Origin of the sequence: Alloyangia mangrovi (assembly GCF_002300555.2) — a bacterium.
Taxonomy (GTDB): domain Bacteria; phylum Pseudomonadota; class Alphaproteobacteria; order Rhodobacterales; family Rhodobacteraceae; genus Salipiger; species Salipiger mangrovi.
The window spans coordinates 37735-59247 of sequence record NZ_NTHN02000002.1 but is presented as its reverse complement, the minus strand read 5'-3'; the positions used below and the strand labels follow the sequence as shown (position 1 = coordinate 59247).

Annotated in this window: 36 protein-coding genes; 20 read left to right on the top strand and 16 right to left on the bottom strand. The window is 64.2% G+C overall.

Features of this window, described 5'->3' with window-relative positions; all coding sequences use genetic code 11:
• Window positions 1-7 precede the first annotated feature (7 nt).
• From CLG85_RS01620 to CLG85_RS01545, 16 genes are all read right to left on the bottom strand, one after another.
• Complete coding sequence (locus CLG85_RS01620; protein ID WP_217989673.1) at window positions 8-1387, bottom strand: anti-CBASS protein Acb1 family protein; 1380 nt, start codon at window positions 1385-1387, stop codon at window positions 8-10.
• On the bottom strand, window positions 1384-2847 hold the full coding sequence (locus CLG85_RS01615; protein WP_217989674.1) for a PBSX family phage terminase large subunit: 1464 nt from the start codon (window positions 2845-2847) through the stop codon (window positions 1384-1386). The genes CLG85_RS01620 and CLG85_RS01615 overlap by 4 nt, the downstream gene beginning before the upstream one ends.
• Window positions 2831-3289: a DUF2280 domain-containing protein gene (locus CLG85_RS01610; protein WP_095880512.1), complete on the bottom strand. Its 459-nt coding sequence runs from the start codon at window positions 3287-3289 to the stop codon at window positions 2831-2833. Before CLG85_RS01610 ends, CLG85_RS01615 begins: the two co-directional genes overlap by 17 nt.
• Window positions 3290-3312: 23 nt before the next feature.
• Window positions 3313-3927 (bottom strand): putative metallopeptidase, encoded by a 615-nt coding sequence (locus CLG85_RS01605; protein ID WP_095880513.1) that lies wholly within the window; start codon window positions 3925-3927, stop codon window positions 3313-3315.
• A gap of 220 nt (window positions 3928-4147) precedes the next feature.
• Complete coding sequence (locus CLG85_RS01600) at window positions 4148-4663, bottom strand: putative phage abortive infection protein (protein ID WP_260348318.1); 516 nt, start codon at window positions 4661-4663, stop codon at window positions 4148-4150.
• 443 nt (window positions 4664-5106) lie between these two features.
• Window positions 5107-5676, bottom strand: coding sequence for a transcription termination/antitermination protein NusG (gene nusG / locus CLG85_RS01595; protein ID WP_095880515.1), 570 nt, complete (start codon window positions 5674-5676; stop codon window positions 5107-5109).
• Window positions 5673-5858: a hypothetical protein gene (locus tag CLG85_RS01590; protein ID WP_095880516.1), complete on the bottom strand. Its 186-nt coding sequence runs from the start codon at window positions 5856-5858 to the stop codon at window positions 5673-5675. Before CLG85_RS01590 ends, nusG begins: the two co-directional genes overlap by 4 nt.
• A complete protein-coding gene (locus tag CLG85_RS01585) occupies window positions 5855-6013 on the bottom strand; it encodes a hypothetical protein (RefSeq protein WP_176476446.1) in 159 nt (52 codons plus the stop codon). Before CLG85_RS01585 ends, CLG85_RS01590 begins: the two co-directional genes overlap by 4 nt.
• Window positions 6010-6594: an MT-A70 family methyltransferase gene (locus CLG85_RS01580; protein WP_311734938.1), complete on the bottom strand. Its 585-nt coding sequence runs from the start codon at window positions 6592-6594 to the stop codon at window positions 6010-6012. Before CLG85_RS01580 ends, CLG85_RS01585 begins: the two co-directional genes overlap by 4 nt.
• Window positions 6591-7010 carry a hypothetical protein gene (locus CLG85_RS01575; protein ID WP_260348317.1) on the bottom strand — a complete coding sequence of 140 codons (420 nt, stop codon included), beginning with the start codon at window positions 7008-7010 and terminating at the stop codon, window positions 6591-6593. The genes CLG85_RS01580 and CLG85_RS01575 overlap by 4 nt, the downstream gene beginning before the upstream one ends.
• Window positions 7011-7023: 13 nt before the next feature.
• Window positions 7024-7866: a hypothetical protein gene (locus CLG85_RS01570; protein WP_095880518.1), complete on the bottom strand. Its 843-nt coding sequence runs from the start codon at window positions 7864-7866 to the stop codon at window positions 7024-7026.
• Window positions 7863-8057 carry a hypothetical protein gene (locus CLG85_RS01565; protein ID WP_095880519.1) on the bottom strand — a complete coding sequence of 65 codons (195 nt, stop codon included), beginning with the start codon at window positions 8055-8057 and terminating at the stop codon, window positions 7863-7865. Before CLG85_RS01565 ends, CLG85_RS01570 begins: the two co-directional genes overlap by 4 nt.
• 259 nt (window positions 8058-8316) lie before the next feature.
• Window positions 8317-8517 (bottom strand): hypothetical protein, encoded by a 201-nt coding sequence (locus CLG85_RS01560; protein WP_095880521.1) that lies wholly within the window; start codon window positions 8515-8517, stop codon window positions 8317-8319.
• Entirely contained in the window at window positions 8517-9044 is a 528-nt protein-coding gene (ssb, locus tag CLG85_RS01555; RefSeq protein ID WP_095880522.1) for a single-stranded DNA-binding protein, read from the bottom strand. Before ssb ends, CLG85_RS01560 begins: the two co-directional genes overlap by 1 nt.
• Before the next feature lie 327 nt (window positions 9045-9371).
• Window positions 9372-9773 carry a hypothetical protein gene (locus CLG85_RS01550; protein ID WP_095880523.1) on the bottom strand — a complete coding sequence of 134 codons (402 nt, stop codon included), beginning with the start codon at window positions 9771-9773 and terminating at the stop codon, window positions 9372-9374.
• A 69-nt stretch (window positions 9774-9842) separates the two neighbouring features.
• Complete coding sequence (locus tag CLG85_RS01545) at window positions 9843-10073, bottom strand: helix-turn-helix domain-containing protein (protein WP_141244407.1); 231 nt, start codon at window positions 10071-10073, stop codon at window positions 9843-9845.
• An 83-nt stretch (window positions 10074-10156) separates the two neighbouring features.
• Between CLG85_RS01545 and CLG85_RS01540 the strand changes: the two genes are divergently transcribed.
• From CLG85_RS01540 to CLG85_RS01445, 20 genes are all read left to right on the top strand, one after another.
• Window positions 10157-10822: a S24 family peptidase gene (locus CLG85_RS01540; RefSeq protein WP_235865278.1), complete on the top strand. Its 666-nt coding sequence runs from the start codon at window positions 10157-10159 to the stop codon at window positions 10820-10822.
• 70 nt (window positions 10823-10892) lie between these two features.
• Window positions 10893-11825: a hypothetical protein gene (locus CLG85_RS01535; RefSeq protein ID WP_141244408.1), complete on the top strand. Its 933-nt coding sequence runs from the start codon at window positions 10893-10895 to the stop codon at window positions 11823-11825.
• Window positions 11826-12055: 230 nt separating this feature from the next.
• A complete protein-coding gene (locus tag CLG85_RS01530) occupies window positions 12056-12388 on the top strand; it encodes a hypothetical protein (RefSeq protein WP_095880526.1) in 333 nt (110 codons plus the stop codon).
• Entirely contained in the window at window positions 12385-12552 is a 168-nt protein-coding gene (locus CLG85_RS01525) for a hypothetical protein (protein WP_176476448.1), read from the top strand. The genes CLG85_RS01530 and CLG85_RS01525 overlap by 4 nt, the downstream gene beginning before the upstream one ends.
• Window positions 12549-13415: an ERF family protein gene (locus CLG85_RS01520; RefSeq protein WP_095880527.1), complete on the top strand. Its 867-nt coding sequence runs from the start codon at window positions 12549-12551 to the stop codon at window positions 13413-13415. The genes CLG85_RS01525 and CLG85_RS01520 overlap by 4 nt, the downstream gene beginning before the upstream one ends.
• Window positions 13416-13426: 11 nt before the next feature.
• Window positions 13427-14143: a hypothetical protein gene (locus CLG85_RS01515; RefSeq protein ID WP_095880528.1), complete on the top strand. Its 717-nt coding sequence runs from the start codon at window positions 13427-13429 to the stop codon at window positions 14141-14143.
• Window positions 14143-14595, top strand: a complete 453-nt coding sequence (locus tag CLG85_RS01510) for a hypothetical protein (RefSeq protein WP_095880529.1) — start codon at window positions 14143-14145, stop codon at window positions 14593-14595. The genes CLG85_RS01515 and CLG85_RS01510 overlap by 1 nt, the downstream gene beginning before the upstream one ends.
• Window positions 14595-15074, top strand: coding sequence for an HNH endonuclease (locus CLG85_RS01505; RefSeq protein ID WP_095880530.1), 480 nt, complete (start codon window positions 14595-14597; stop codon window positions 15072-15074). Before CLG85_RS01510 ends, CLG85_RS01505 begins: the two co-directional genes overlap by 1 nt.
• On the top strand, window positions 15071-15430 hold the full coding sequence (locus CLG85_RS01500) for an HNH endonuclease (protein ID WP_095880531.1): 360 nt from the start codon (window positions 15071-15073) through the stop codon (window positions 15428-15430). The genes CLG85_RS01505 and CLG85_RS01500 overlap by 4 nt, the downstream gene beginning before the upstream one ends.
• 129 nt (window positions 15431-15559) lie before the next feature.
• Window positions 15560-15718: a hypothetical protein gene (locus CLG85_RS01495; protein WP_176476449.1), complete on the top strand. Its 159-nt coding sequence runs from the start codon at window positions 15560-15562 to the stop codon at window positions 15716-15718.
• Window positions 15718-17925 (top strand): DNA cytosine methyltransferase, encoded by a 2208-nt coding sequence (locus CLG85_RS01490; RefSeq protein ID WP_095880532.1) that lies wholly within the window; start codon window positions 15718-15720, stop codon window positions 17923-17925. Before CLG85_RS01495 ends, CLG85_RS01490 begins: the two co-directional genes overlap by 1 nt.
• Complete coding sequence (locus CLG85_RS01485; protein ID WP_095880533.1) at window positions 17922-18185, top strand: DUF4031 domain-containing protein; 264 nt, start codon at window positions 17922-17924, stop codon at window positions 18183-18185. The genes CLG85_RS01490 and CLG85_RS01485 overlap by 4 nt, the downstream gene beginning before the upstream one ends.
• The gene (locus CLG85_RS01480) at window positions 18182-18307 is read left to right on the top strand and encodes a hypothetical protein (RefSeq protein ID WP_260348315.1); all 126 of its coding nucleotides are present in this window, start codon (window positions 18182-18184) and stop codon (window positions 18305-18307) included. Before CLG85_RS01485 ends, CLG85_RS01480 begins: the two co-directional genes overlap by 4 nt.
• Before the next feature lie 20 nt (window positions 18308-18327).
• Window positions 18328-18588 (top strand): DUF2312 domain-containing protein, encoded by a 261-nt coding sequence (locus CLG85_RS01475; protein WP_095880534.1) that lies wholly within the window; start codon window positions 18328-18330, stop codon window positions 18586-18588.
• A gap of 14 nt (window positions 18589-18602) precedes the next feature.
• Window positions 18603-18845, top strand: a complete 243-nt coding sequence (locus tag CLG85_RS01470) for a hypothetical protein (protein ID WP_141244409.1) — start codon at window positions 18603-18605, stop codon at window positions 18843-18845.
• Entirely contained in the window at window positions 18842-18964 is a 123-nt protein-coding gene (locus CLG85_RS01465; protein ID WP_260348312.1) for a hypothetical protein, read from the top strand. Before CLG85_RS01470 ends, CLG85_RS01465 begins: the two co-directional genes overlap by 4 nt.
• Window positions 18957-19304: a hypothetical protein gene (locus CLG85_RS01460; RefSeq protein ID WP_095880536.1), complete on the top strand. Its 348-nt coding sequence runs from the start codon at window positions 18957-18959 to the stop codon at window positions 19302-19304. Before CLG85_RS01465 ends, CLG85_RS01460 begins: the two co-directional genes overlap by 8 nt.
• Entirely contained in the window at window positions 19301-19492 is a 192-nt protein-coding gene (locus tag CLG85_RS01455) for a hypothetical protein (protein ID WP_095880537.1), read from the top strand. The genes CLG85_RS01460 and CLG85_RS01455 overlap by 4 nt, the downstream gene beginning before the upstream one ends.
• Window positions 19489-19740: a hypothetical protein gene (locus CLG85_RS01450; RefSeq protein ID WP_095880538.1), complete on the top strand. Its 252-nt coding sequence runs from the start codon at window positions 19489-19491 to the stop codon at window positions 19738-19740. The genes CLG85_RS01455 and CLG85_RS01450 overlap by 4 nt, the downstream gene beginning before the upstream one ends.
• 160 nt (window positions 19741-19900) lie before the next feature.
• On the top strand, window positions 19901-21043 hold the full coding sequence (locus tag CLG85_RS01445; RefSeq protein ID WP_095880539.1) for a site-specific integrase: 1143 nt from the start codon (window positions 19901-19903) through the stop codon (window positions 21041-21043).
• The last annotated feature ends 470 nt before the right edge of the window (window positions 21044-21513 follow it).

The following is a 21513-nucleotide window of genomic DNA, read 5'->3' as shown; positions in this document are numbered from 1 at the left end:
GAAGCTCCTATTCCTCGCCGTCGTCGGGCGGGTCCAAGTCCGCCTCGTCGTCATCGGGCAGCGCGTCAGCGTCGCTCAGGGGCTCCTTGCCGACGGTCTCGCGGATTTCGTCAGAGGTGAACACGATCTCGCCCGAGCCCGTGCGGGAAGCCCGCTCGTTGATGCTGGCCATCTTGTCGGCCCGGTCGATCTTCTCGCCGATGCTGGCCTCGGTCAGGTCGGCCCACTGCAGGAACCAGTCGCGCTCGGGCAGGATGCCGAAGCGCTCCAGCCGGTTCACGAATTCCATGATGGCCGGGATCACCCGGTCCGACCGGATGCCCATGCAGGTCTGCGACCACTCGTCGGCGTCCTCGGTGCTGGCGCGCTCGCCGGTCTGCATGCCGGTGAGGATCTTCTTGGGCATCTCGATCGAGGCGGCGAAGTTCTCCAGCGCGCCCGCCCGGAAATGCTCGGGAATGGGAAGGGTGATGGCCAGCGTGTCGGCCTTCATGCCCTGCAGCATCAGGCTCTGGTCGAAGCCCTTCTGCCAGTTCTCGGTCTGAGTGTTCAGCGCGTCGGCGATCTCCGACACGTCCACGCCCATGGCCTGAGCCATCTGGGCAAGCTGGGCATCCTTCTCGATCGAGAAGACCGGGGCCGACTTGGCGTTCTTCCAGAAGCCCTCGCCCCCGGCGCCGGTGATCTTTTCCAGCGTGAGGAGGTCGTTGAACCCCGGCTCCAGCATCGAGCGGCCATGGACGGTGCCGTCCTCGGACCAGACGATGACGCGGTCGGGATGGACCTCGAAGGCGCGGTTGCGGCCCTGCGCGTCGTTGCCCACCTCGGCCTCGTTGAACGAGAACATGGTCGGCTGCCCGTAGGTGTCGGAGGTCTCGTCCGTGTCCCAAGTGGAGACCTTGAGCTGCCCCTCCCACGCGGGGATGATCTCGACCAGCCCGTCGAGCCCACCGCCGACGCGGGCGACCGGCTCAGCGAAGCGCTTGTCGTCGGCCACCCGGAGGATCACCCCGGCGTAGCCGCCGACCATGCTGCGGCGATCGGCCTCGGCGAGGCGCTGCCAGACCCGGAGGTCCGCGAAACGCTGCCGGATTTCCCCCTCGAGGGTCGTCTCCTTGTGCGCTTCCTCGCGCTCCACCAGGAACGGGTGATCCTGCCAGACCTTGCGGGCGGTCTTCTTCACCGCGGCGCGGGCAAGGCCGTTCCGGCAGTACATCGCGTAGAGCAGGTCGAAGGTGACCTCGTTCGGCCAGCCGAAGTCCCGATAGTGGTTGTGCTTGGCCTCTTTGAAGTAGCCCGGGAACATGGTCGACATGCGCCGGCTGGCGGCATTGGCGAGCAGCGCCAGCGCGTTCACGATGGCAGAGCGGTCTTTCTGGTCTGTCATCGGTTGCCTTTCAGTTTCGCCCGGGCCGCGGAGCTCAGCAGCATCTGGACCGTCGGGGCCGATTGGATCGGCGCGAAGGCCATGACGAACGCGTCGGCCTTGTTCGGCGAGGCGACGTCACGCTTCGCCAGGTCCTTCTTGCTCTCGACCTTGGAGCGCCCGGCGTTGTCGACGTCCTTGCGGGGCGTGGCCAGCTCGTCGATCAGTTGGTCGAGGTGTTCGCACTCGCTGCTGATCGCGATCAGGTCGGCGGCGTCGTACCGGTGCCCCTTCTCGACCGCGTTGAAGGTGTTGCGGAGGCGGCGGGCGATGTCCCACCAGGCCTGCGCCTTCACGTTGGCGTAGAAGTCCTTGTTGGTCGGCGCGTTCGGGTCGGTGTCGTGCGGGTCGACCCGCGCCTCGGGATTCAGCACCCCGCCCCCGGCGTTGAAGCCGCGGTAGGTGACCTGGACGGCGTGCTCCTCGTTCAGGGCGGCGAAGTGAGCGCCCGCGAAGGCGCCGACGCCGATGCTGTCGAAGTCGATGTCCGCGCCGGATTCCCGCGCCAGCCGGTGGACGCGCCCGGCGGACTTGAGCAGCTCGTCCTCGGCCGCCTTCCACTCGTCGCACTGGAGAGCGAGGAAGCCGTGGGCAATCACGGTGGCGCAGAAATCCGCGCCGCTGTCCGCGATGTCGAAGCCCACGCGCTTGCGGCCAGCGGGCTCCAGCCCGAGCTTCTTGTGCGCGTCGATCGCAGCCATGAGCCACGACCGCTTGATGATGACCGCGTCGTCGTCCTGGCGGGGCTCGCCGTGGTAGATGTGCCGGTACTCTTCCTCGTCCTCGGCCCGCTTGCGCTCGATGACCTTGACGATGGTGTCGGAAAGGAACGGGTTTTCGTCGTAGTTGATCAGCCGCTTGATGGTGGCACCGACGACGCCCTTGATCTTGCCGCTGATGACCGCGCTCGGCGTGCCGGTGATGAACTTGCGATAGACGAAGTCCGAGGCCAGCCGCGGGTTGAAGATGATCCAGAACTGCGAGCCCTCGCCGCGCAGGGTGGGCTCGAGGATTTCCCACTGCTCGGCGGTGAGGTTGTGCGCCTCCTCGATCCAGCAGATGTCGATGCTTTCCAGCGACTTGATTTCGTCGATGTGCCGCCAGAGGCCGTAGAACATGAACTCCGAGCCGGTCAGCTTGTGCCGGATGGAGTTCTCGGTGATGACGAACTGATCCCGAAGACCGAAGCGGTCGATCTGGATCTTGAGCAGCGTGTAGACCGACTCCGCGATCTTGTTCTGGAACTGCCGGGCGCAGAGCACGCGGATGCGGCACTGCGTGGCCAGGAAGACCGCGAACCCCGCCGCGTCCCATGACTTCGAGCTGGACCGGCCCCCGTAGAGGACGCGCTCGCGGGCTGGTGTAAGCCAGAACTCCCTCAGGACCGGGTTCAGCGTCGGCGGGCTACTCTCCCTTGCCACCGTAGAAATCCGACAGGCTGCGGACCTCGTGCTGCACCGGCCCGCCGCCCAAGCCCCCCACCTCGCGGCGGTTGGTGTAGCTGCCGCCGGTCTCCTTCGCCGCCTGCTCAAGCAGCGAGGACGCCAGGACCATGTTGCCCTGCGACTCCGCCTTGTCCGCCATCCGCTGGAGCGCACGGAGCCGCACCGCCCGGTGGCTGATGCCGATCGCGCTGGTGTCCTCGAGGAACGCCTTGCGGGTCTCGTGGAACAGAGCCCGCCACTTCTTCGCCAGCTTGGCCCCCGAGCGCTTCGTCGGGTCGTAGGCCTCCATGGACTGCGGCGAGACCACCAGGCCGAAATCCTTCTTGACCGCGGCGGCCACGGTGCTCGGGCTGTCGAAACAGGCGAGCGCCTGCACAACGTAGGTCTGCTGGTCTGGGGTCAGTCGTTCTCGTGCCATGGCGCTTCAAGAGCCCTTCCGGTTTAGGCGGCCCTCAGGCAGACCCCGCAAATGCTCGAGATCTCGGCCTCGCCGATCTCCGGCCCCGCCAGCGCAGCGTCGACCATCTCCTGCACTCCGGCGGTCGTCGCGCCGTAGCGGCGGACCACCCCGACGAACTCCTCGACGTCGTGCCCGCGCATGGTGAAGGAGGGCCTGCCCGTCTGCTTGTTGAACTTGGGCGCCCCGAAGGCGTCCGTTGCCTGCGCGCAGTGGTAGAGCTCGTGCTCGACCAGAGCGCAGCGCTGCGGGTCCGTGGCGCTGAGCCACCAGTCCGCCTGAAGCGTGATGATGAAATCCGGGATGGTGCCGAACCACTCGGCCACCTGGAGCTCTGCCCTTGCGCGGCTCCACTTGCCCATGGCCCCCTGCGGCGCGCCGGGCTCGGCCTGCCCGATGACCATCCGCCCCTTCTTGGTGTTCCCGACGTTGGTCCAGAGGAAGCCCGGCGTGGCTGCGCGGAGGTGCGCGTGGTCCTCGTTCAAGAGGTCGGCGCCCTCGGCGATGAAGGTCTCGCGGGCCCACACCCCCATATTGGGCGCCGGGGCGAAGGCGTCGCCGAGGGCGTCCGCGACATCGGAGGGTGGCATGGGGATCATGACCGGATCACCTCGTCTGCCGCGCGTGGGGAAGGCTGCTGTGGCGGAGCCATCGAGCCCCGCCTGTTCCGGAATTCACCGTCCGGTACGCCACCTGACCGCCGCCGGGCTGGTGCAAGCGCAATTCGGCTAGTTCAGGTAATAATGATACTTGGGTGCCGAACCGAGTACAAGTACCAAACAAAGGTGCGCTGCCAGCTCATTCGAGCATCTTGTCTTCCTAAAGTTTCTCCATTCGAGTTCGCCCGAGCGCTGCAGGCGGGATCTCGTGAGACAAAGCGCGGTACACCCGACCATCTAGATCTATGTTCTTCAAAAGCCCGTACTTCTCCACGAGATGGTTAAATCTTTCCGTGGTGTGCCGTGACAGATAATTAAGCATCAAAAGATCCGCTTCGGCTCCAGACAATTGCGCACGCAGAAGTTTCACGTAGAAATGCTTATTCTCCACGTCCGATACGTCAACAAACTTCACGATGGAGTAGAGTACACGGAAATAATGTGAGACCTTCTGCTCATGCCGGTCAAAAACATAATCGTATTTATCCCGGAAGACATCCACCCCCCCACTTTTTACACCAATGAGAGCATCTGAACAGGGGGCATGAATTTGGTTTAAAACATAGCGCAGCGCCTCCTTTCCGGTAAGAAGACTTCCATCTAACCTGTGGATTGAAATACTTTCCGAAAGGTTAACAAAGGAACTAAACATCTGAAAATATGTATCTTCAAACATCTTCTTCCTATTTGCGCGATTCTGCTCGAATTGATTTTCCTCTTGATCGGCGAGAATTTTTTTTCGTTCCGCTTAACTCCTCTCTTGAGACCCTTAGCTCCTCCCTCTGCAACAAGAAGGAATAGACCACACCGATGAACGCAAATCCGGTAAACAATGAGTTGACAGCGCCAAATACGTCGCCAAACGTCCCGCGCTCACCGACGTATGCCTTCACGCCCCCCCCCAGCCCAGCCAAGGCCAATCGCTAAGTTGAAACTCCAAAGACCCAAAGCGATTACGGCAGCCAGAAACGCGAACCAACCTGCCCCCGATTTCTTCTCAGACATACAAGATATCCCCTTAAAACATTCTCTCCCGGATAAGTACAAAGATGCGCACGCCCCTGCAAGAATAGGCCGAAAAAAACCTGCGCATTCACCAACTCGATCCGCACCATTCCATCAGCACCCTGCCCTCCGCACGTCGAGCGGATCGATCCGGATTCGCACGCGCTGACCGAACAGCGAGGCATTGCCGATGATCTCCGGCCAGCCCTCGGCGTTCTGCACCATGCGCTGAAACTCGACGGCCTGATCCATGAAGGGCCCGGAGATGATCTCCAGCGCGTCGCCCGAGCTGAACTGGCTCATCGCGGCGCGGTCGTTGCGCGCCTGGATGCGATCGGCCTCGGCCTCTTCCTCGGCGGCCGCGGCGATGAAGGTCTGCACCTGCTTCTGCACCTCCTTGAGCGGGATCGCCATCATGGTGCGCGACAGGCCGCGGCAGGATGCGGCGTCCATATAGAGGTGCGCCGGGATGTCCGCGAAGACATAGCCAGGGAGGTATGCGCCCACCTGCGCCTCGGCGTAGCGCTTCTTGCCCGAGCGGACGAAGGTCACCCGGCGGGGAGCGTGAGCCTCGATCCCGAGGTCGCGGAGCTGCTGCTCGACCGCGAATTCCCCGCGGATCTTCTCGGTTCCGGGCCGGGGCGCGATCAGGCGGGTCGTGGTGATGCCCAAATACCAGGTCATTCCGTGGCCTCCCTCTTCCAGAATTGGCCCTCGGTGAGCGCGTAGAGGATGCCATCCTCGCCGCGACCGAAGTGCTGACCGGCGAAGTTGACGCCCTCGTAGGTGTAGAGCCATCCGAACTCGTGCCGGAGGCGCTGGCCTGTCTGCGGCTGCAGCGCGTAGAGGCTGGAAAACTCGCTCATGCGTCGCCCTCCTCGCGGCACGCCGCGGCGGCCGCCGCTGAACGAACCTGCTGCGCGGTGAAGTCTCGGCCCGTGAGCCTCTTGTACCCGGCGTTGAGCGCTGCCTCGACGCTCTCGTAGGTCGCCATTTCACCATTGAAAAACGGGGGTTTCATGCTGCCTCTTCCTGCTCAAATTTGTGGGTTTCGTTGCCCATCACGTCCCATCCCGGGCGCCGCTGGCGGCTGAAAAGCTCGATGCGCCAGACATCGGGGCAGAGCCGCTCGGCCGCCGCGAACGCCTCGTCCGGCTTTCGGCTGTGTTCGCGGATCGGCCCCTCTATGACGGAGCGCACCGCCTTCGAGGTCTTGGGGTTGCCGATCGTGCCGATGAGGAACGGCTCGCCCGCGCAGCGCAGCAGATAGCCGGTGCCGAAGGCCTGCTTGCCGTTCTTCGTTTTCTTGCTCCAGTGCCCCGCGGTCTTGAAGGTGAAGCCCCAAGCCCTCATCACCTCCAGTGCCTGCGGCAGGAGCGGGTTGGTGGCCCAGAGCCAGAGGACGCAGTCCGGCGCTGCGATGTCGGCGACGCGCAGTTCTTTGATCCAGTCGAGAGGCGCGCACTCGTACTGGGCCTGCGGCGCCTTGGCCTCCCCGGCTGCCGATCTCAGCTCGTAGTGCCAGGGCGGGTCCGCCATGATCAGCCCGTACTTGAACAGCGGCACCGCCTCGAGGCTGGGATATGCCTTGCTCTCGGTCACTCTGCCGCCTCTTGCCCGAACGTTTTGGCCGTGAAGCCGGCGCGAGCGAGGATTTCGCTGGCCGCCTCCGGGCTGCAGGGCTCACCGCGTTCCTCGTGGCTCATGAAGTTCCCGCGCCATCCTCCGCGTTCCCGGATTTCTGCGGCGCGGACAGCCATCAGTTCGACCTTGCAGCGGGCCGCGATGTCGCCTTCGAGCGGGCGCTTGCGTCGCTGAGGGTTCCCTTCGGACTTCCACCATTTCGCGGCGCGCTCGATTGCCCAGTACGGGTATTTCCCCAGCGCGTCGGCCCAGTCCTCCATCTCGATCTCCCGGATGCTCTGAGGAGTTCCCTTGTCGTAGTACGGTTCCAGGAGCGCGCCGACGCGGGCCATGATGCGCACAGGGTCTGCCGGTTGGCTGAGAGCGTTCACCACGCGTTGCACCGCTTCACGCTCGGCCGGAACGACGCGCTGCGACTGCAGCACACGCGTCAAAAAGGCTAGACCCTTGTCCACCTGGGCGGGCTGCCTGGTGTCCAAAATTGCCACTGCGGTTGTCATAGTTGCCCTCCATGAGCTTGGTGAAGTTGGCGGCCTTGATGAGAAAATCGAAGCTGAGCACGAAGCCAGCCGAGGTGCGGCCACGGAGGAAGTCGCTGTCAAACGCCTTGCGAAGCGCCACCTCCCAGCCTTCGACGCCGCCGCAGTCTTTGAGACGTGCTCGGAGAAGCTTGGAGCGGTTCGGGTTGAGCTTTTGGACCTGAGGCCATCCAGCTTTTTCGGCCGCCGCGTTGTATCGACCGACAGCGTGGGAAAGATCGTTGGCGGGATGAAGGTCGGCGCCGGCAGGCGGCAAGGATACGTTAGTATCCTCCTTCCCTTCTTTCCCCTTTCTTTCCCCCTTCTTCTCGTTTGTATCGGAGGTGTATCGGTCCTGTATCGGAGGTGCATCGGGTGCTTTCGCCCCATACTGATATTCGTCGTACTTACAGATAGTTACGACTGTCACACCTGTATCGGTTTCGCGTCGGATGAGATCCATCTTCTGAATACGATCAAGGAACCGTTGCGCCTTGGCTGGGGTCCACTTCCACGCCTTCGCGAAGAAACGGATCGACCCGGCGAGCTGTCCGCGCTCAAGCGGGACGATGTAGTCACCCACGCGCCTCTTGCGGGGCTTCCACGAGGCTTCTGCGATCATCCAGATCCACGCCTCGCGCTCGCTGAATGGGTCTGCGGCAAAGGCCTCATCTTCCCAGAGCGACCGCGAGATATTGACCGTTCCACTCATGACTTTCTCCCTGCCAGGGCGAAGACGAGGCCCTTGGCGATACGCTCCCGGATTGATGCGGTCGCGGCGGATTTTGTGGCTTTGCAGGGGCACGGCTCGAGCGCCACTCGCAGGCTGTGCGCCTCGGCGAGCGGCACGCGGATCACCACCATGTCGCCCTCGATTTTGATGCTGCCGCGCCCCTCGCTCATGCCGCCAACTCCAGCAGGTCTAGCTGCACGGGAGCGCGGACGGGTTCAGGCTGGGTGGCCAGCCAGCGGGCCCCTTCGGCCCACTTGCGAGCGGCCTCGTCCCATGTCGGCCCGCTCCCCTCGATCCCAAGCGCCCGAACGACGCGGCATTCAGCCGAGCCATACCGAGAGAACGGGCCGGGGCGGCTCATCATGGCGAAGAGCGTGGCGCCCGGTGCGGGGCCGCTGAGCAACCCGGCGAGAGTGAGCAGGCAGCCGTTCATGCCCCTACCCTCAGCATCTCGCGCCGCGCGGCTTTCTTGGCCTCCAGGGCGCGACCGATTGCCTGGGTGTTCCGGCGGCGGCGCGCCTCGGCGAGCTGCTCATCGGCGAGGCGATCCATCTCGGCCGCACGCGCACGCAGCGCCGCCTTCGGGCGCAGGTCGACCGCGCGACGGAATGTGCGAAAAAGCTTCCGCATCAGACCCTCCATTCGGCGCTGAAGGGGATCTCGTCGTCGATGTCGCGCGAGCCGCCTCGACCACCGGCGCCGTAACCATCGCCGCGGTCATAACCCCCTCCGGAATAGCCGCCACGGCCGCCGTCATCGTAGGAGCCGCCGCCGGAATAGCCGCTATCCCCGCCGCCGTCGCGCTGGCGGCTATCGAGGAGGGTTAGCGTGCCGCCGTAGGGGCGCAGCACGATCTCGGTCGTGTAGCGGTCCTGGCCGGACTGATCCTGCCACTTGCGTGTCTCGAGCTCGCCCTCGATGTAGACCTTGGAGCCCTTGCGCAGATACTGCTCGGCGATCCGCACGAGGCCATCTGCGAAAATGGCAATCGAGTGCCATTCGGTACGCTCTCGGCGCTCGCCCGTGTTGCGGTCCTTCCACGATTTCGACGTCGCAAGGCGCAGGTTGCAGACCTTGCCTCCCGACTGGAACGTGCGGACTTCGGGATCAGCCCCGAGGTGACCGATGAGCATGACTTTGTTCAGTGATGCGGCCATGTGGCGCTCCTGTAATGAGAGGTTGCAGAAAGGCGCCGGGAGCTCAGGGCCCCCGGCCAGTATCCAACAGGGAGGTTTCCGGGGCTTCCTGAGCCGCCTCGCGGCCCCGGTGGCGCGAGCTCTCACGGGGATAGGTTCCCGCGCGGCTCGGAATGGGTGCGGGGCTCCAACAGCCGCCACGCGGCCCCGCTGCACGTGTTGGGTTCCGAAATGCGGGAGTGGCTCCGCATGCGGGACGGCTGAGGAATTCGGGTGCGCGGCGGGACACATGAGGGGAGACCGCCCCACCGCGCGGGCCGGCCAGGAGGAGATTGGCCGGTGTCTGGGTCATTCCTGGTTCTCCACGTGGCGAACCAGACGATTGAGCACTTCAAGCGCTTCTGGCCCTTCCTTCATGATCGCGGCTGCGTCTCCTTTCGCTGCGAGAGCGAGCAGCGCAGGGCCAACATCGGCCAGCTCGCGCATTGCGCTCATGATCAGGGCATCACGTTCGACTTCTTGGGAACTCCGCTCTCTGCGGGCGAACATCAGTTCAGTGATGGGCCAGCGTCCCACCTCGTCTTCGAGCGCTCCGTAGTGCTCGGCGCCGATCGCGGCGTGGCCGTTCATCTGCTTCGAGATCGTGCCCTTCTCGCAACCTATAAGGTGCGCCGCAGCCTCGACGCCGCCGAAGTCCGCGACGAGCTGCTTGTAGAGCGCTCTGATCGCCGGGCCGCGGTATACCTGCATGAGAAACCTCGTTTTCTTTTGTATTGTTTTGCGCTGGCCCATGTTCGAGGAATGGAACAGTGTTTGGGATCAGGCGGCGCCTTGAGCGCACGGGATGAAATCTGCGGCCTGCAGGTCGACCCCCTTCACGCGCGCCAACTCCATGATCTTGGAGACATGGCGATAGGGGATGAGGCCATTGGTGCCGCCGCGAGCCCGCGGGGCCTGCCACATCGAGACGCGTGTGCGGTGAATGCCGATTGCCTCGGCTACCGCAGTTGGGCCACCAAGGGCCGAGATAATACTGCTTGCGGGTTCCATGTGGCAGTTGTAGCGATTTTAGCTACGCAACGCAAGGCGGCCTGTAGCGATTTTCGTTACAGATGCTAATCACAAGCCCAGCTATGTTGCTCGCCGACATGATCGCGCGAGCCCCCATATCCACGCCGCTCCATGAGTGGCTCTCTCAAGCCCTTGAACATTCAGGGCTTAGCCAATCTGCGCTGGCCGAGCGACTGGACGCGGCAGTTCCCAAAAAGGTTGACCGATCGACCATCAACAAGATGGTTCTGGGAAAACGTGCCATCTCAGCCGAGGAGCTCTTGCACATTTCGGAGATCACGGGCTTCGAGGTGCCAGGAGAAGACCCGGCGACTAACACGATCTCGATTGCCGGCAAGGTCGGTGCAGGCGCGCAAGTCCCCGTCTTCGACGCCTACACCAAGGGCGACGGCCCTCAGGTCGAATGCCCGCCCGGCCTATCGCCACACGGTGTCGTTGCCGTGGAGGTGGTCGGCGACAGCATGGAGCCCGTGTACAGCGCGGGCGACCTGCTCTTCTACACCCGCGAGACGCACGATGGCGTGCCTGAAGAAGTTGTCGGTCATCGCTGCGTCGTGGAAGATGTGGCCGGAATGGGCTGGGTGAAGCAGGTGAAGGCTGGCGACGAACCAGGGCTGTTTCACCTGATCTCGCTGAACCCCGGCGCCAACACGATGTGGAATGTCCGCCTCAAGTGGGCAGCGCGGGTTCGTCTGCACTGGCCGGCCGAACTCGCGAAGAAGGCGTAAAATTTCCGCCTGAACTTCTTCAGTATCAGCAAAAAAAATCGACAAGTGACGACCATAGGGTAACGAGTTAGTGCGTTTACAATTTCATCATGCAGGCCGTTACACCGGTCACGACTTCACAGTCGATGAACTCATTCTCTCACTCTCTGCTCAGAAAACTTTGCTGGAAGAAGGGCTCAAAATTCTCTCCGAGTTAGACGAGAATTTTCGATATGACAGCTCCAAAATACGTGTAGAATCAATCACAACGTCGTCGCTGGCTTGGGACCTCCTGGTCGAAGTCTACGGCAAATATCAGACCCAGATTGAGGACAAAGTAGCGGGCAGCATTGAAGAAATGTTTGGTGTCGACATACCGCAAGAGTACGAGGGGCTGGTCACGCTACTGGCTTTGGGCGCAACATATATGGTTGCGCGCTACGGATACGAACGCGTCACCAGATCAAAAGAGTCCAATGCGCCCTCCATTCACATCCACGGCGAGAACAACGTCGTAATCCAGCAAATCGGTGCCATCGTCGGCGTCGATGAACATCAGGTCGAGAAGGCCCTCGAGCGCAGCCTGCCACCCGCTCGACGCAGGGCGCTTATACCAAAAGTTGCAGACTTCTTGCGGCCAGCACGAAAATGCCCTGGTGAGTCCATTGAGATGCGGAACGCACCCGACATCTCTTCAGACGTACTGCAGGAGTTCCCCAATGACGCAGATCTCGAGGCCGTTGACGACAGTGAGAATGTCGAGTTGGAGTTCGCTCGACTGGACTTGAGGGGCACTGATCGCGACAGGCACAAGCAGGGATGGGGCGCGGCGATAGTCGGGGATGACCGTTTCCCAAAACGACTTCCCATGGACCTTTACCCAACGGTGGACCCTGACAAGCTTGCCAATCATCGCAGTGTAATCGCGAACCTGGTGGTCGAGTGCAATCGCGGCGCTGACGGAGCTCTGCGACCGAAGCGTATCCACTTGCTATCGTTCGCCCCCATTGATCATCTGGCATAGCTAACGATCCATCGGTCAGGCTTGCTACCCCCGCTCCGGCGGGGTTTTTCTTTGCCGCCAGCACAGCGCTGACAGGGGCAGTGTAGCACGCCGAGTCGGATAGCGAGAAGTGGTGTAGCGAATAAAGCTACATTTCCCCTTGCGTGAGGTAGCGATTTTCGCTACATCTCTCTCTACGCCCCGCCGCAAAGGCAACGCCAATCGCGGGGATTTCCATAGGGAGACACCCGATGAGCTTTCACCACCGCACGCCAGAAATCAGCACCAGCGTTCTCGCCTTGGGCGCCTTCGGCCAAGCCACCCTCACCTGCGCCTGCTGCAACGACGACACGCTCTGGGCAGAGGAAATGGCCCGCAGCCATCCGACCGAGTTCGACGCGCCGACGCTGGACGCCGTGGAACGCCGCTACGGCGGGCCGGTCTGCGGCATCTGCGCCGAGGAAGTGACCATCTGCGAGCAGTGCGGCGAAGTCGCCGAGGATGACACCAACATGGCCGCGATTGACGACAGGCAGTTCGTCTTCTGCTGCGAGGACTGCATGGCCGAGTGGAGCCAGAAGTGACCGAGAGCGCCCTGCAGAGCCTGCTTAACCGCCACATCAACGCCGCGTTGGCCGACTTCGCCAGCGCCTACCCCGAAACCACCACCGCCATTGCGGAACGCGCCCTGCAGGATGCGACCGCTGATGCGCCGGCGGTTCTTTCCCAGAAGGAGCAAGCAGCATGAATGCGGTAGTTGAACATCAGACGCGGCCAACCGGTGAGGTCGTCCACATCAAGGACGACCCTATGGTCGCCATGATCGAGCGCATCGTCCTCAATCCCGACGCCGACCTCGACAAGCTCGAGCGCATGCTCGCGATGAAGGAGCGGATGGACGCGCAGAGCGCCAAGGTTGCCTTCGCCAAGGCCCTCTCCGGCGCCCGCTCCAGCTTCCCGCCGATCCACAAGGACGCCATGGTCGACTTCACCAGCGCCAAGGGCCGGACGCACTACCGTCATGAGACGCTCGCGGGCATCGCCAAGGTGATCGATCCAGTAATGGCGGAGCACGGCCTTTCGTATCGCTTCCGCACAGACCAGGCGAGCGGCGGCGTGAAGGTGACCTGCGTCATCGCCCACGCCGACGGGCACAGCGAGGAGACGTCCCTTTTCGCGCAGCCCGACACCTCCGGCAATAAGAACGGCTTCCAGTCCATCGGATCGGCGGTCACCTACTTGCAGCGCTACACGCTGAAGGCTGCTCTCGGCCTCTCTGCGGAGGTCGACGATGACGCCCACGCGGCGGACCCCATCGAAGACAACGGGCCGGGCCGTGAGCCGCATCGCAGCCAGCGGCGCGAACAGCACCAAGAGCAGCGCGGGCCGAACGCGCGGCAGGTTGCCGACAAGATGATCGCCAGCATTCGTGAGGTCGGCGCCGATCGTGTCGATGCAGACGAACGCTTCCGGAAAGAGTTTTCCCGCCTTCAAACCTTGGCGTCGGATGAAGCGAACCGCGTCCAGCGCGCCATGCAGGAATGGCGCGATGCCAACGCCAGCGGCCCGCAGGGCGGCGGCTACGGCGACATCGACGAAATCCCCTACTGAGGAGCCGCATCATGCCCAAAGACAACGCCACCAGCGATATCGCGATGATCGGTCACAACAACCCGCCGGCGGAGATCGACCCCATCGACGCAGCAATCGAACCCTACGGCGATGCGATCGCCGAGGCCGAGAACTGGCTCGACGGGAAGAAGGTCGAGACCGAGGACCAAATGAAGGCCGTCGACGCGGTGCTCAAGGAGATCCGCACCTACGCCACCGAGCTCGGGAAAGCCGAGAAGGAGGTCGTAGGCCCGCTACACAAGGCTTGGCAGGGCGAGAAGGCGCGCTGGAAGCCGACGCTGGACGACGCCGAGCGCATGAAGAAGGGGCTCGCGGCCCTGGTCTCCAACTTCAAGGTCAAGCTGGCCGAGGAGAAGGCGCGGGCCGAGCGCGCCGCGCGGGCCGAGGCTGAACGAAAGCGCCGCGAGGCCGAGGAAGCAGCACGGCAGGCCGACGTTGGCGATATCGAGGCGCAGCGCGATGCCGCGCAGAAGATGGAAGACGCCAAGGCCGCGCAGAAGAGCGCCAGCGCCGCGGCCAAGGACAAGCCCAAGGGCCTCCGCACCGTCACTCGCTACGTGCTCGATGATCACCGAGCCGCACTGCACGACATCGCCCAGAACGATCGCGCCGCGATGACCGCTTTCATCGAAGACTATGTGCGCCGGAACCATCACGACCGGGCAATCGCCGGCGTCCGCGTCTGGACCGAGCAGGAGGCCTACTGATGCCGACAAAGGTCATCAGAGAGCCCGCTCATGCCGATGCGCTGGCGCTCCTGCTGGGCGGGCGCAAGCTCCCCATCACGGTCACTTGGGCTCAGGGCGCTACCCGTTCGTCTGCGCAAAACCGGCTCGCTCGGCGCTGGTTCACGGACGTCGCCACCCAGCTCGGCGACAGGACGCATGAAGAGGTCCGCGCCGAGTGCAAACTGATCATAGGCGTTCCGATCCTGCGCGCCGAGAACGAGGCGTTCCGGCTCTCTTATGACCGGACGATGAAGCAGCTCGACTACGAGGAAAAACTGGACGCGATCAAGGCTTTCGACCTTCCGGTCACGCGTCTCATGACCGCCAAGCAGATGACCGAGTTCATGGACCAGATGCAGAGGCACTGGACCAGCCAGGGGGTCCGCCTGACCGATCCCGAAGCGCTTAGGTACGAGCAGGAGTTCGCGTGATGGACTTGGCGAAGCAGAACAAGAGCGCGCGCAAGCTCATCGAGCTGAGTGAGTTCGACGGCGACGATTGCCTCATCTGGCCACTCGGCCGCGATGCGGGTGGATATGGTCGAGCAAAGATGCCGGGTTTCACGACGAGGCTCGCACACCGCATTATGTGCGAATTGAAACACGGAACCCCGCCTTTCCCCGACGCTGTCGCAATGCATCGCTGCGGAAATGGTCACCTCGGCTGTGTCAATCCCAACCATCTGTCTTGGGGCACCGTCGCCGAGAATAACGAAGACAAACGTGCCGCTGGAAACCAGCCGATCGGGGAGAGCTCGGGTAACGCGAGACTCGACACTCGGGCCATTCGGCGCATCCGAGAGATGCGCTCCAAGGGTGCGTCACAGAGGGTGATAGCCGCAGCCTTCGACGTGCATCCCGCGACCGTGCAAGCGGTCCTCGAAGGTAGAACTTGGGGGCACGTTTCATGAGCCGCGCTGTCCCTGCATGGGTCGGCCGCACCGACGACACCCCGGCACCGGCCCGCGTCAAGGCACGCATCGTGACCCGCCAGGGCGGCGTCTGCGGATGCGGCTGCGGCGTCAAGCTCGGCGTGGCTGGAGAACAGATCGATTTCGATCACGCGCAAGCGCTGATCCTCGGCGGTGCTAACGACGAGAACAACCTGCGCGCCCTCCGAAAGCCCTGCCACCGCGCGAAGACCCGCGCCGACGTGCAGCAGAAGGCCACCGAGGCGCGCAAGCGCAACAAGCACCTCGGGCTCGCCAAGCCCAAGCGCAAGATGAGCTATCGGCGCTTCGACGGCACACCCGTTTGGAAGGACTGAACCAGTGAGCATGACAGAATTTGACGCCCTCCGGGCCACCGGACGGGCTGCCGAGCGCGAGTACCGCAAGAGCGACAGCCTGCCCCCCTGCGCGAATACGAGGGTGATGGCCTTCGGGACAAGATCGAGATGGACCGCAAGGATCCTCTTCTCCCTGAGGGCTGGTGGTTCGCCGTGCCAGTGTTCCTGATCCTGGTCCTGCTGGGCCTCTGGGTCATCGCAACCGGCGTTGAGCAGCTGGCGGCCCTGATCCGCGCGGCGTCGGCCTGGCTCGAGGGGTGGCTCTGATGCGCGACACCTTCGACTTCCCCGAGCTTCCTGACCGCGCCTTCACCGGCCTGCCGCTGATCGTCGACAGCTTCGCCGGCGGCGGCGGGGCCAGCACCGGCATCGAAATGGCGCTTGGCCGCGGGCCCGACATCGCGATCAACCACAACCCGGCGGCGCTGGCGCTGCACGCGGCGAACCACCCCGAGACGCTGCACCTGTCCGAGAATGTCTATCGCGTCGATCCGCTCGACCACCTCGCGGGCAAGCACATCGGCCTGATGTGGTTCAGCCCGGACTGCAAGCACTTCAGCAAGGCCAAGGGCGGCAAGCCCGTGGCGCGCAACATCCGCGACCTCGCGTGGATCATCCCCGGCTGGATCGAGCGCATCCAGAAGAGCGGCGGGCGTGTCGACGTGGTTCTGATGGAGAACGTCGAGGAGTTCGCGGGCTGGGGACCTCTGATCGAGACCGAGCGTGGCTTGATGCCGTGCCCGGCGCGCAAGGGCGAGACGTTCGCCGCCTGGTGCAAGGCGATCCGCAAGCTCGGCGGCAAGATCGAGCGCCGCGAGCTGCGCGCCTGCGACTACGGCGCCCCCACGATCCGCAAGCGGCTCTTTGTCGCCATCCGGTTCGACGGCCTGCCCATCGCATGGCCCGCGCCGACCCACGGCGCGCCGGGCTCGGACGAGGTGAAGGCGGGCAAGCTGAAGCCTTGGCGCACCGCGGCGGAATGCATCGACTGGTCGCTGCCCTGCCCGAGCATCTTCGACACCAAGGCCGCGATCATGGGCAAGCACGGGCTGCGCGCCGTGCGCCCGCTCGCGGACAACACCCTCGCCCGGGTGGCCAAGGGGCTGCGCCGCTACGTGCTCGACGCGGAGCGGCCCTTCCTGGTCAACCTGACCCATGGGGCGCGGACCGAGGATCTCGACGATCCTCTGCGCACCGTGACCGGCGCGAACCGCGGCGAGAAGGCACTGGTCATCCCGTCGCTGGTGAGCATCGCACACGGCGACAGCGGAGGACGCCGGGAATACCCGCTGACCGAGCCACACGGCGTGGTCACGGCGGGCGGCATCTCGCATGCCGTGGTCGCGCCCGTCATGGCCACGATGCGCAACAGCCGGAAGCCGTGGCAAGGCGTCACCGAGCCCGCCCACACCGTGACGGCGGGCGGCGCAGGGCTGACGCTTATCGCTCCGTCCATCGCCAAGTTCATGACCGGAGCCACCGGCAGCGACATCGCCGCCACGCTCCCCACCGTGACCGCCAACAGCTACCTCAAGCGCCCGGGCGGCGCGGCACCGCTCGGCGTCCTTGCGCCGCTGCTGGCCAGCCTGAAGGGCACCACGCGCCGCATGGGCCCCATGGCGCAGCCACACCCCACCATCTGCGCGGAAGGCAATCACAGCGCCATCGTCGCGCCTGTGCTGACCTACGCCCAGCAAGGCGGGCGCTGCCGGTCGATCAAGGATCCCCACCACACCATCTGCGCGAGCAAGAAAGATCAGAACAGCATGATCGCCGCGACGATGGTGCACGTCGGGAACGGTGAGCGCCAAGGCCAAGCGCCGCGCGCACTCGACATCACCGCGCCGCTGAATACCATCGTCGCTGGCGGCGTGAAGCAATACCCGGTCGCGGCCTTCCTCGCCCAGCAGAACAACGACGGGCGCGGCGTTCACCCGGGCCGACCGGCCGATGAGCCGATCTCGACCGTCACCAGCTCGGGCAGCCACCAGACACCGGTCGCGGCTTGGCTGGCAAAATACTACGGCACCGGTGACGGCGCCCCGGCACATGAGCCCATGCACACGGTCACCACCAAAGACCGCATGGGCCCGATGCAGGCCGAGCTTGCGGCCCCGCCCTTCAACGACAGCCACGCGCCGCGGGCCCGCCAGGTGGCCGAGCTGCTACGCCAGCACGGCCTCTGGGATGACCGCGAGTTCGTCACCGTAGATATCGGCGGCACGTCCTTTGTCATCGTCGATGTCGGCATGCGCATGCTCACCCCGCGCGAGCTCTTCAACGCACAGGGCTTCCCGTCCGACTACGTGATCGAGGGCGTCTGGCACCGGCGGCACGGCGAGTGGGAGTTCGAGGCCTTCCCGAAGGACGTGCAGGTTTCCTGCGTCGGGAACAGCGTCTGCCCGCCGCTGGCCGAGGCGCTGGTGCGGTCGAACTGCGCGCACCTGGTGGTCGAGCGGGAGATGGCAGCATGACCGTCTACGTCGACGACATGTACCGCACCGAGATGGGTCGCTTCCACCATATGAAGATGAGCCACATGATCGCGGACAGCACCGAAGAGCTGCTGGAGATGGCAGACCGGATCGGCCTGCAACGCAAGTGGCTGCAGAAGCGCGGCACCCCCGACGAGCACTTCGATGTCGGCATGGGGCTCCGTGCGAAGGCGGTCGCGGCCGGCGCGGTCGAGATCACCATGCGAGAGCTCGCCATGAAGTGCCGGGAGCGGAGGTGACTGACCCTCTGACCCCCTTCCTCATCTTCGTCGTCGCCATCCGCCCCGTCCACATGCTCCTGCGGCTCCCCGCGGCCCGTGCCCGGCAGCGAGCGATCGAGAAATTCCACCAGAAGACCTGACCACCCAAGAAGGAACCATCATGTCCGAACAGAACGAAACCGGCGCCTACGGCGTCACCGCCGGCGAGCTCAAGCAATTCATCGAGCGCTTCGAGCGCCTCGAGACCGAGAAGAGCGAGATCGCCGACCAGCAGAAGGAAGTCATGGCAGAGGCCAAGGGCCGCGGCTACGACACCAAGGTCATCCGCAAGGTGATCGCGCTGCGCAAGCGCGACAAGGACGACATCGCCGAGGAAGAAGCCGTCCTCGAGATGTACAAAGCCGCCCTCGGGATGGACTGAACTTGAGCGCCTTCGTGGATAGGCTCAGGGAGGCCGCTCAGCTCGGGCCCGCGCATCACCGGACGGTGGTGCTCGTGCTCGGCGCTGCTGCCGACCGGGTCGAGACCATGGAGGCGACGCTCAGGCGCACGCTGACGGTCCTTGAGACCGCCGAGCGGAACTACCGCCTCTCGTTCAACCCCGTCCCATTTCAGGTCGAAGCGCTCCGCCACGCCATCCAGGCCGTGCGCGAGCAGCTGGAGGAACTGACCAGATGACCACCCTAGCCGCCGCGCTTTTCCATCCATTCGGCGCTCTCGCGCTCTTCGTGTGCGCCGCCTGCGCGCTCTGGATTTTGGCGCTGATCTTCAACGCGAAGGAGGCTCTCTATGACTGACATCGAGGCAGCCCGGCGCGCGATCGACGAGCATGTGCTCGGCGTCATGTTCGCCGGCTACATCCCGGATTTCGGCGTGTGCGAGACCTACTTCCACCTTCGCACCTTCGTCACCCCCGGCATAACCAGAGAGATCGCGCGCGGAGTCCTGCGCGATCTCACCGACAAGGGTCTCTGCCACTACCGGTCTGGCCTCTTCACCGAAGATGGCGAGGTCGCGGGCGCTGGGTATGGACTGACCAGCGAAGGTATCGCCACCTACCTCGCGCTATCCGGAAGGGAGCGCCCGAAGGGCATCGGCGATGTTTGGAGAGAGCAGCAGGATGAGGTGACGGCATGACCGTCAACAACGGCTTCCGGGTGCCTGACCCGTTCGAGCGCAGCTACGGCGGCGCGGCCCCGTGGGAGGATGATCGCGAGCCGGAGGCGGAGGTTTGCGAGACCTGCGGCGGCCAAGGCGAGATCGTCGGCATGGAGAGCGGCAGCTGGGAGACCTGCCACGAATGCAATGGGGAGGGCACGGAATGACCTGGCGCGAAGATGCAGCAGAGATCATCGCCGATCCCACACGCGACCTGCCGAAGGACATGCCACTTGCCGAGCGTACGAAGATCGTAGACGCCGCGCGTCCGTTCTGGGTCGGATGCAGTTGGCCGAGGAAAGCGTGGCAGGCCGCCCGGCGCGACTACCTGGTCAATTTCGGGTATCGTCCTCGCACCAAGGCGCAGGTAGAGCGAGAAGCAGCGGCGCTGCCGCTTTTCGACGGGGAATTGTAGACATGGCAGTGACCAGACTTTTGCCGATCAACGAAGCCGCAAACATGCTCGGCGTCCCCCCGGGCTCGCTCCGGACCGCGGCTGACAAACACGGAAAAACCATCAGAATGGGCCGCGCGGTGCGGCTGCACCCTGACGACCTCGAGGAGCTCTGCAAGCTATGCCAAGACGACCCCAAGGCCCCCGCCTCCACTGGCGAAAACTCCCTGGCGGGAAGGGCGTCTACGAAATCCGAGACACCGACAACGGACGAATCCGGATCTCGACGGGCACTGAACGCCGCGAAGAGGCTGAAAGCGCTCTCCAAGACTACCTCGACCGGAAAAAGCGCAACAGTGGTCCCACTCGGGCGGAAGAGCTGACGATCGGGCAGGTACTGGAGATCTATGCCGAGGAGCACGGGCCGCACACCGCGGACCCGGCCCGCATCGCCTACGCGATCGACGCGCTCGTGCCCTTCTGGGGCGGCATCTTCGTCAGCGAGGTGAAGGGCGCGCTCTGCCGGCGCTACGCGAACCAGCGGGTCCACAAGCGCACCGGCAAGAAGGCGTCGGACGGCACGGTGCGGCGCGAGCTGGGCACTCTTCAGGCGGCGCTCAAGCACGCGGCCAAGGAAGGGCATCTGATCGGCGAGGCGCCGTCTGTCACCCTGCCCCCGAAGCCGGACTCGAAGGAGCGCTGGCTCACCCGGCAGGAAGCGGCGTGGCTCCTGCGCGCGGCCCGGCACCTCAACAGCGACGGCCGACACCTGGCCGACTTCATCGTCTGCGGGCTCTACACCGGCAGCCGGAAGGCGACGATGCTCGCCCTGCACATCGACACGCCGTCGATCAGCGGCGGGCACGCCGACACGGTCAACGGCCTGCTCTACCGCAAGCCTCAGGGCAAGGTCATGACGAAGAAGCAGCAGGGCGTGGCCCGGCTGCCCACCCCCTATCTGTCCAAGCTCCGCCGGCAGGCAAAGAGCGGGCGGCGTTACGTGGTCGAGCGCACCATCATCGTCAAAGGCGAGAAGACCCGGACCCAGGTTGCCGACATCCGCAAAGGCTGGGCCCGGGCGGTAGAACTGGCCGAGGAGATGGCGGCGAAGAAGGAGATCAAGCTCAACCTGTCGGACGTGACGCCCCACACGCTGAAGCACACGGCGATTACATGGGCACTGCAAAGCGGCGCGGACTTCTGGTCCGCGGCCGGCTACTTCTCGACCTCGGTCGAGACGCTGCAAGACGTCTACGGGCATCACCATCCAGACTGGCAGGAAAGCGCGCGCGAGGCGGCGGCCCGGAAGGGCAAGAAGGCCTGATATCACTGCGAGGGCATTCAGCCGAAGCCAGCCCTTATCTGCCCTCCGTGCTCGCCGCAGCATGAAGCCTGGCACCGACACGAAGGGCGAATTCCAGTCATTCGTCGCCGGTGCGAAGCGGATGGTGTCACAGCGAGAAGCGGACTTTTAATGGAGAAACCAAGGCGCACCTGGTCGAAATACATTGAGAGCTGAAAGCTGCCAATCGCGCCGACTGCCCATGCCTTCCGACATATATTTCCTGATCGATAGAAAGCGCTAGCGCGCGCGTCGGCACCAGCGAGAGGTGCTTCTCTTTAGACCTATTCCGGCCAGCCTTCAGGCAGATTGAAAATTTCTTGGAGCGATTGTCCCATTCGCGTGTGCAGCCGGCCATCGATCACTTCACGCATCTCGACCTTTAGCGGGATATCTCCGATAGGATTACGAGCCCACGGATTGACGACTAGGCGAAGTGATCTTTGGGCGAC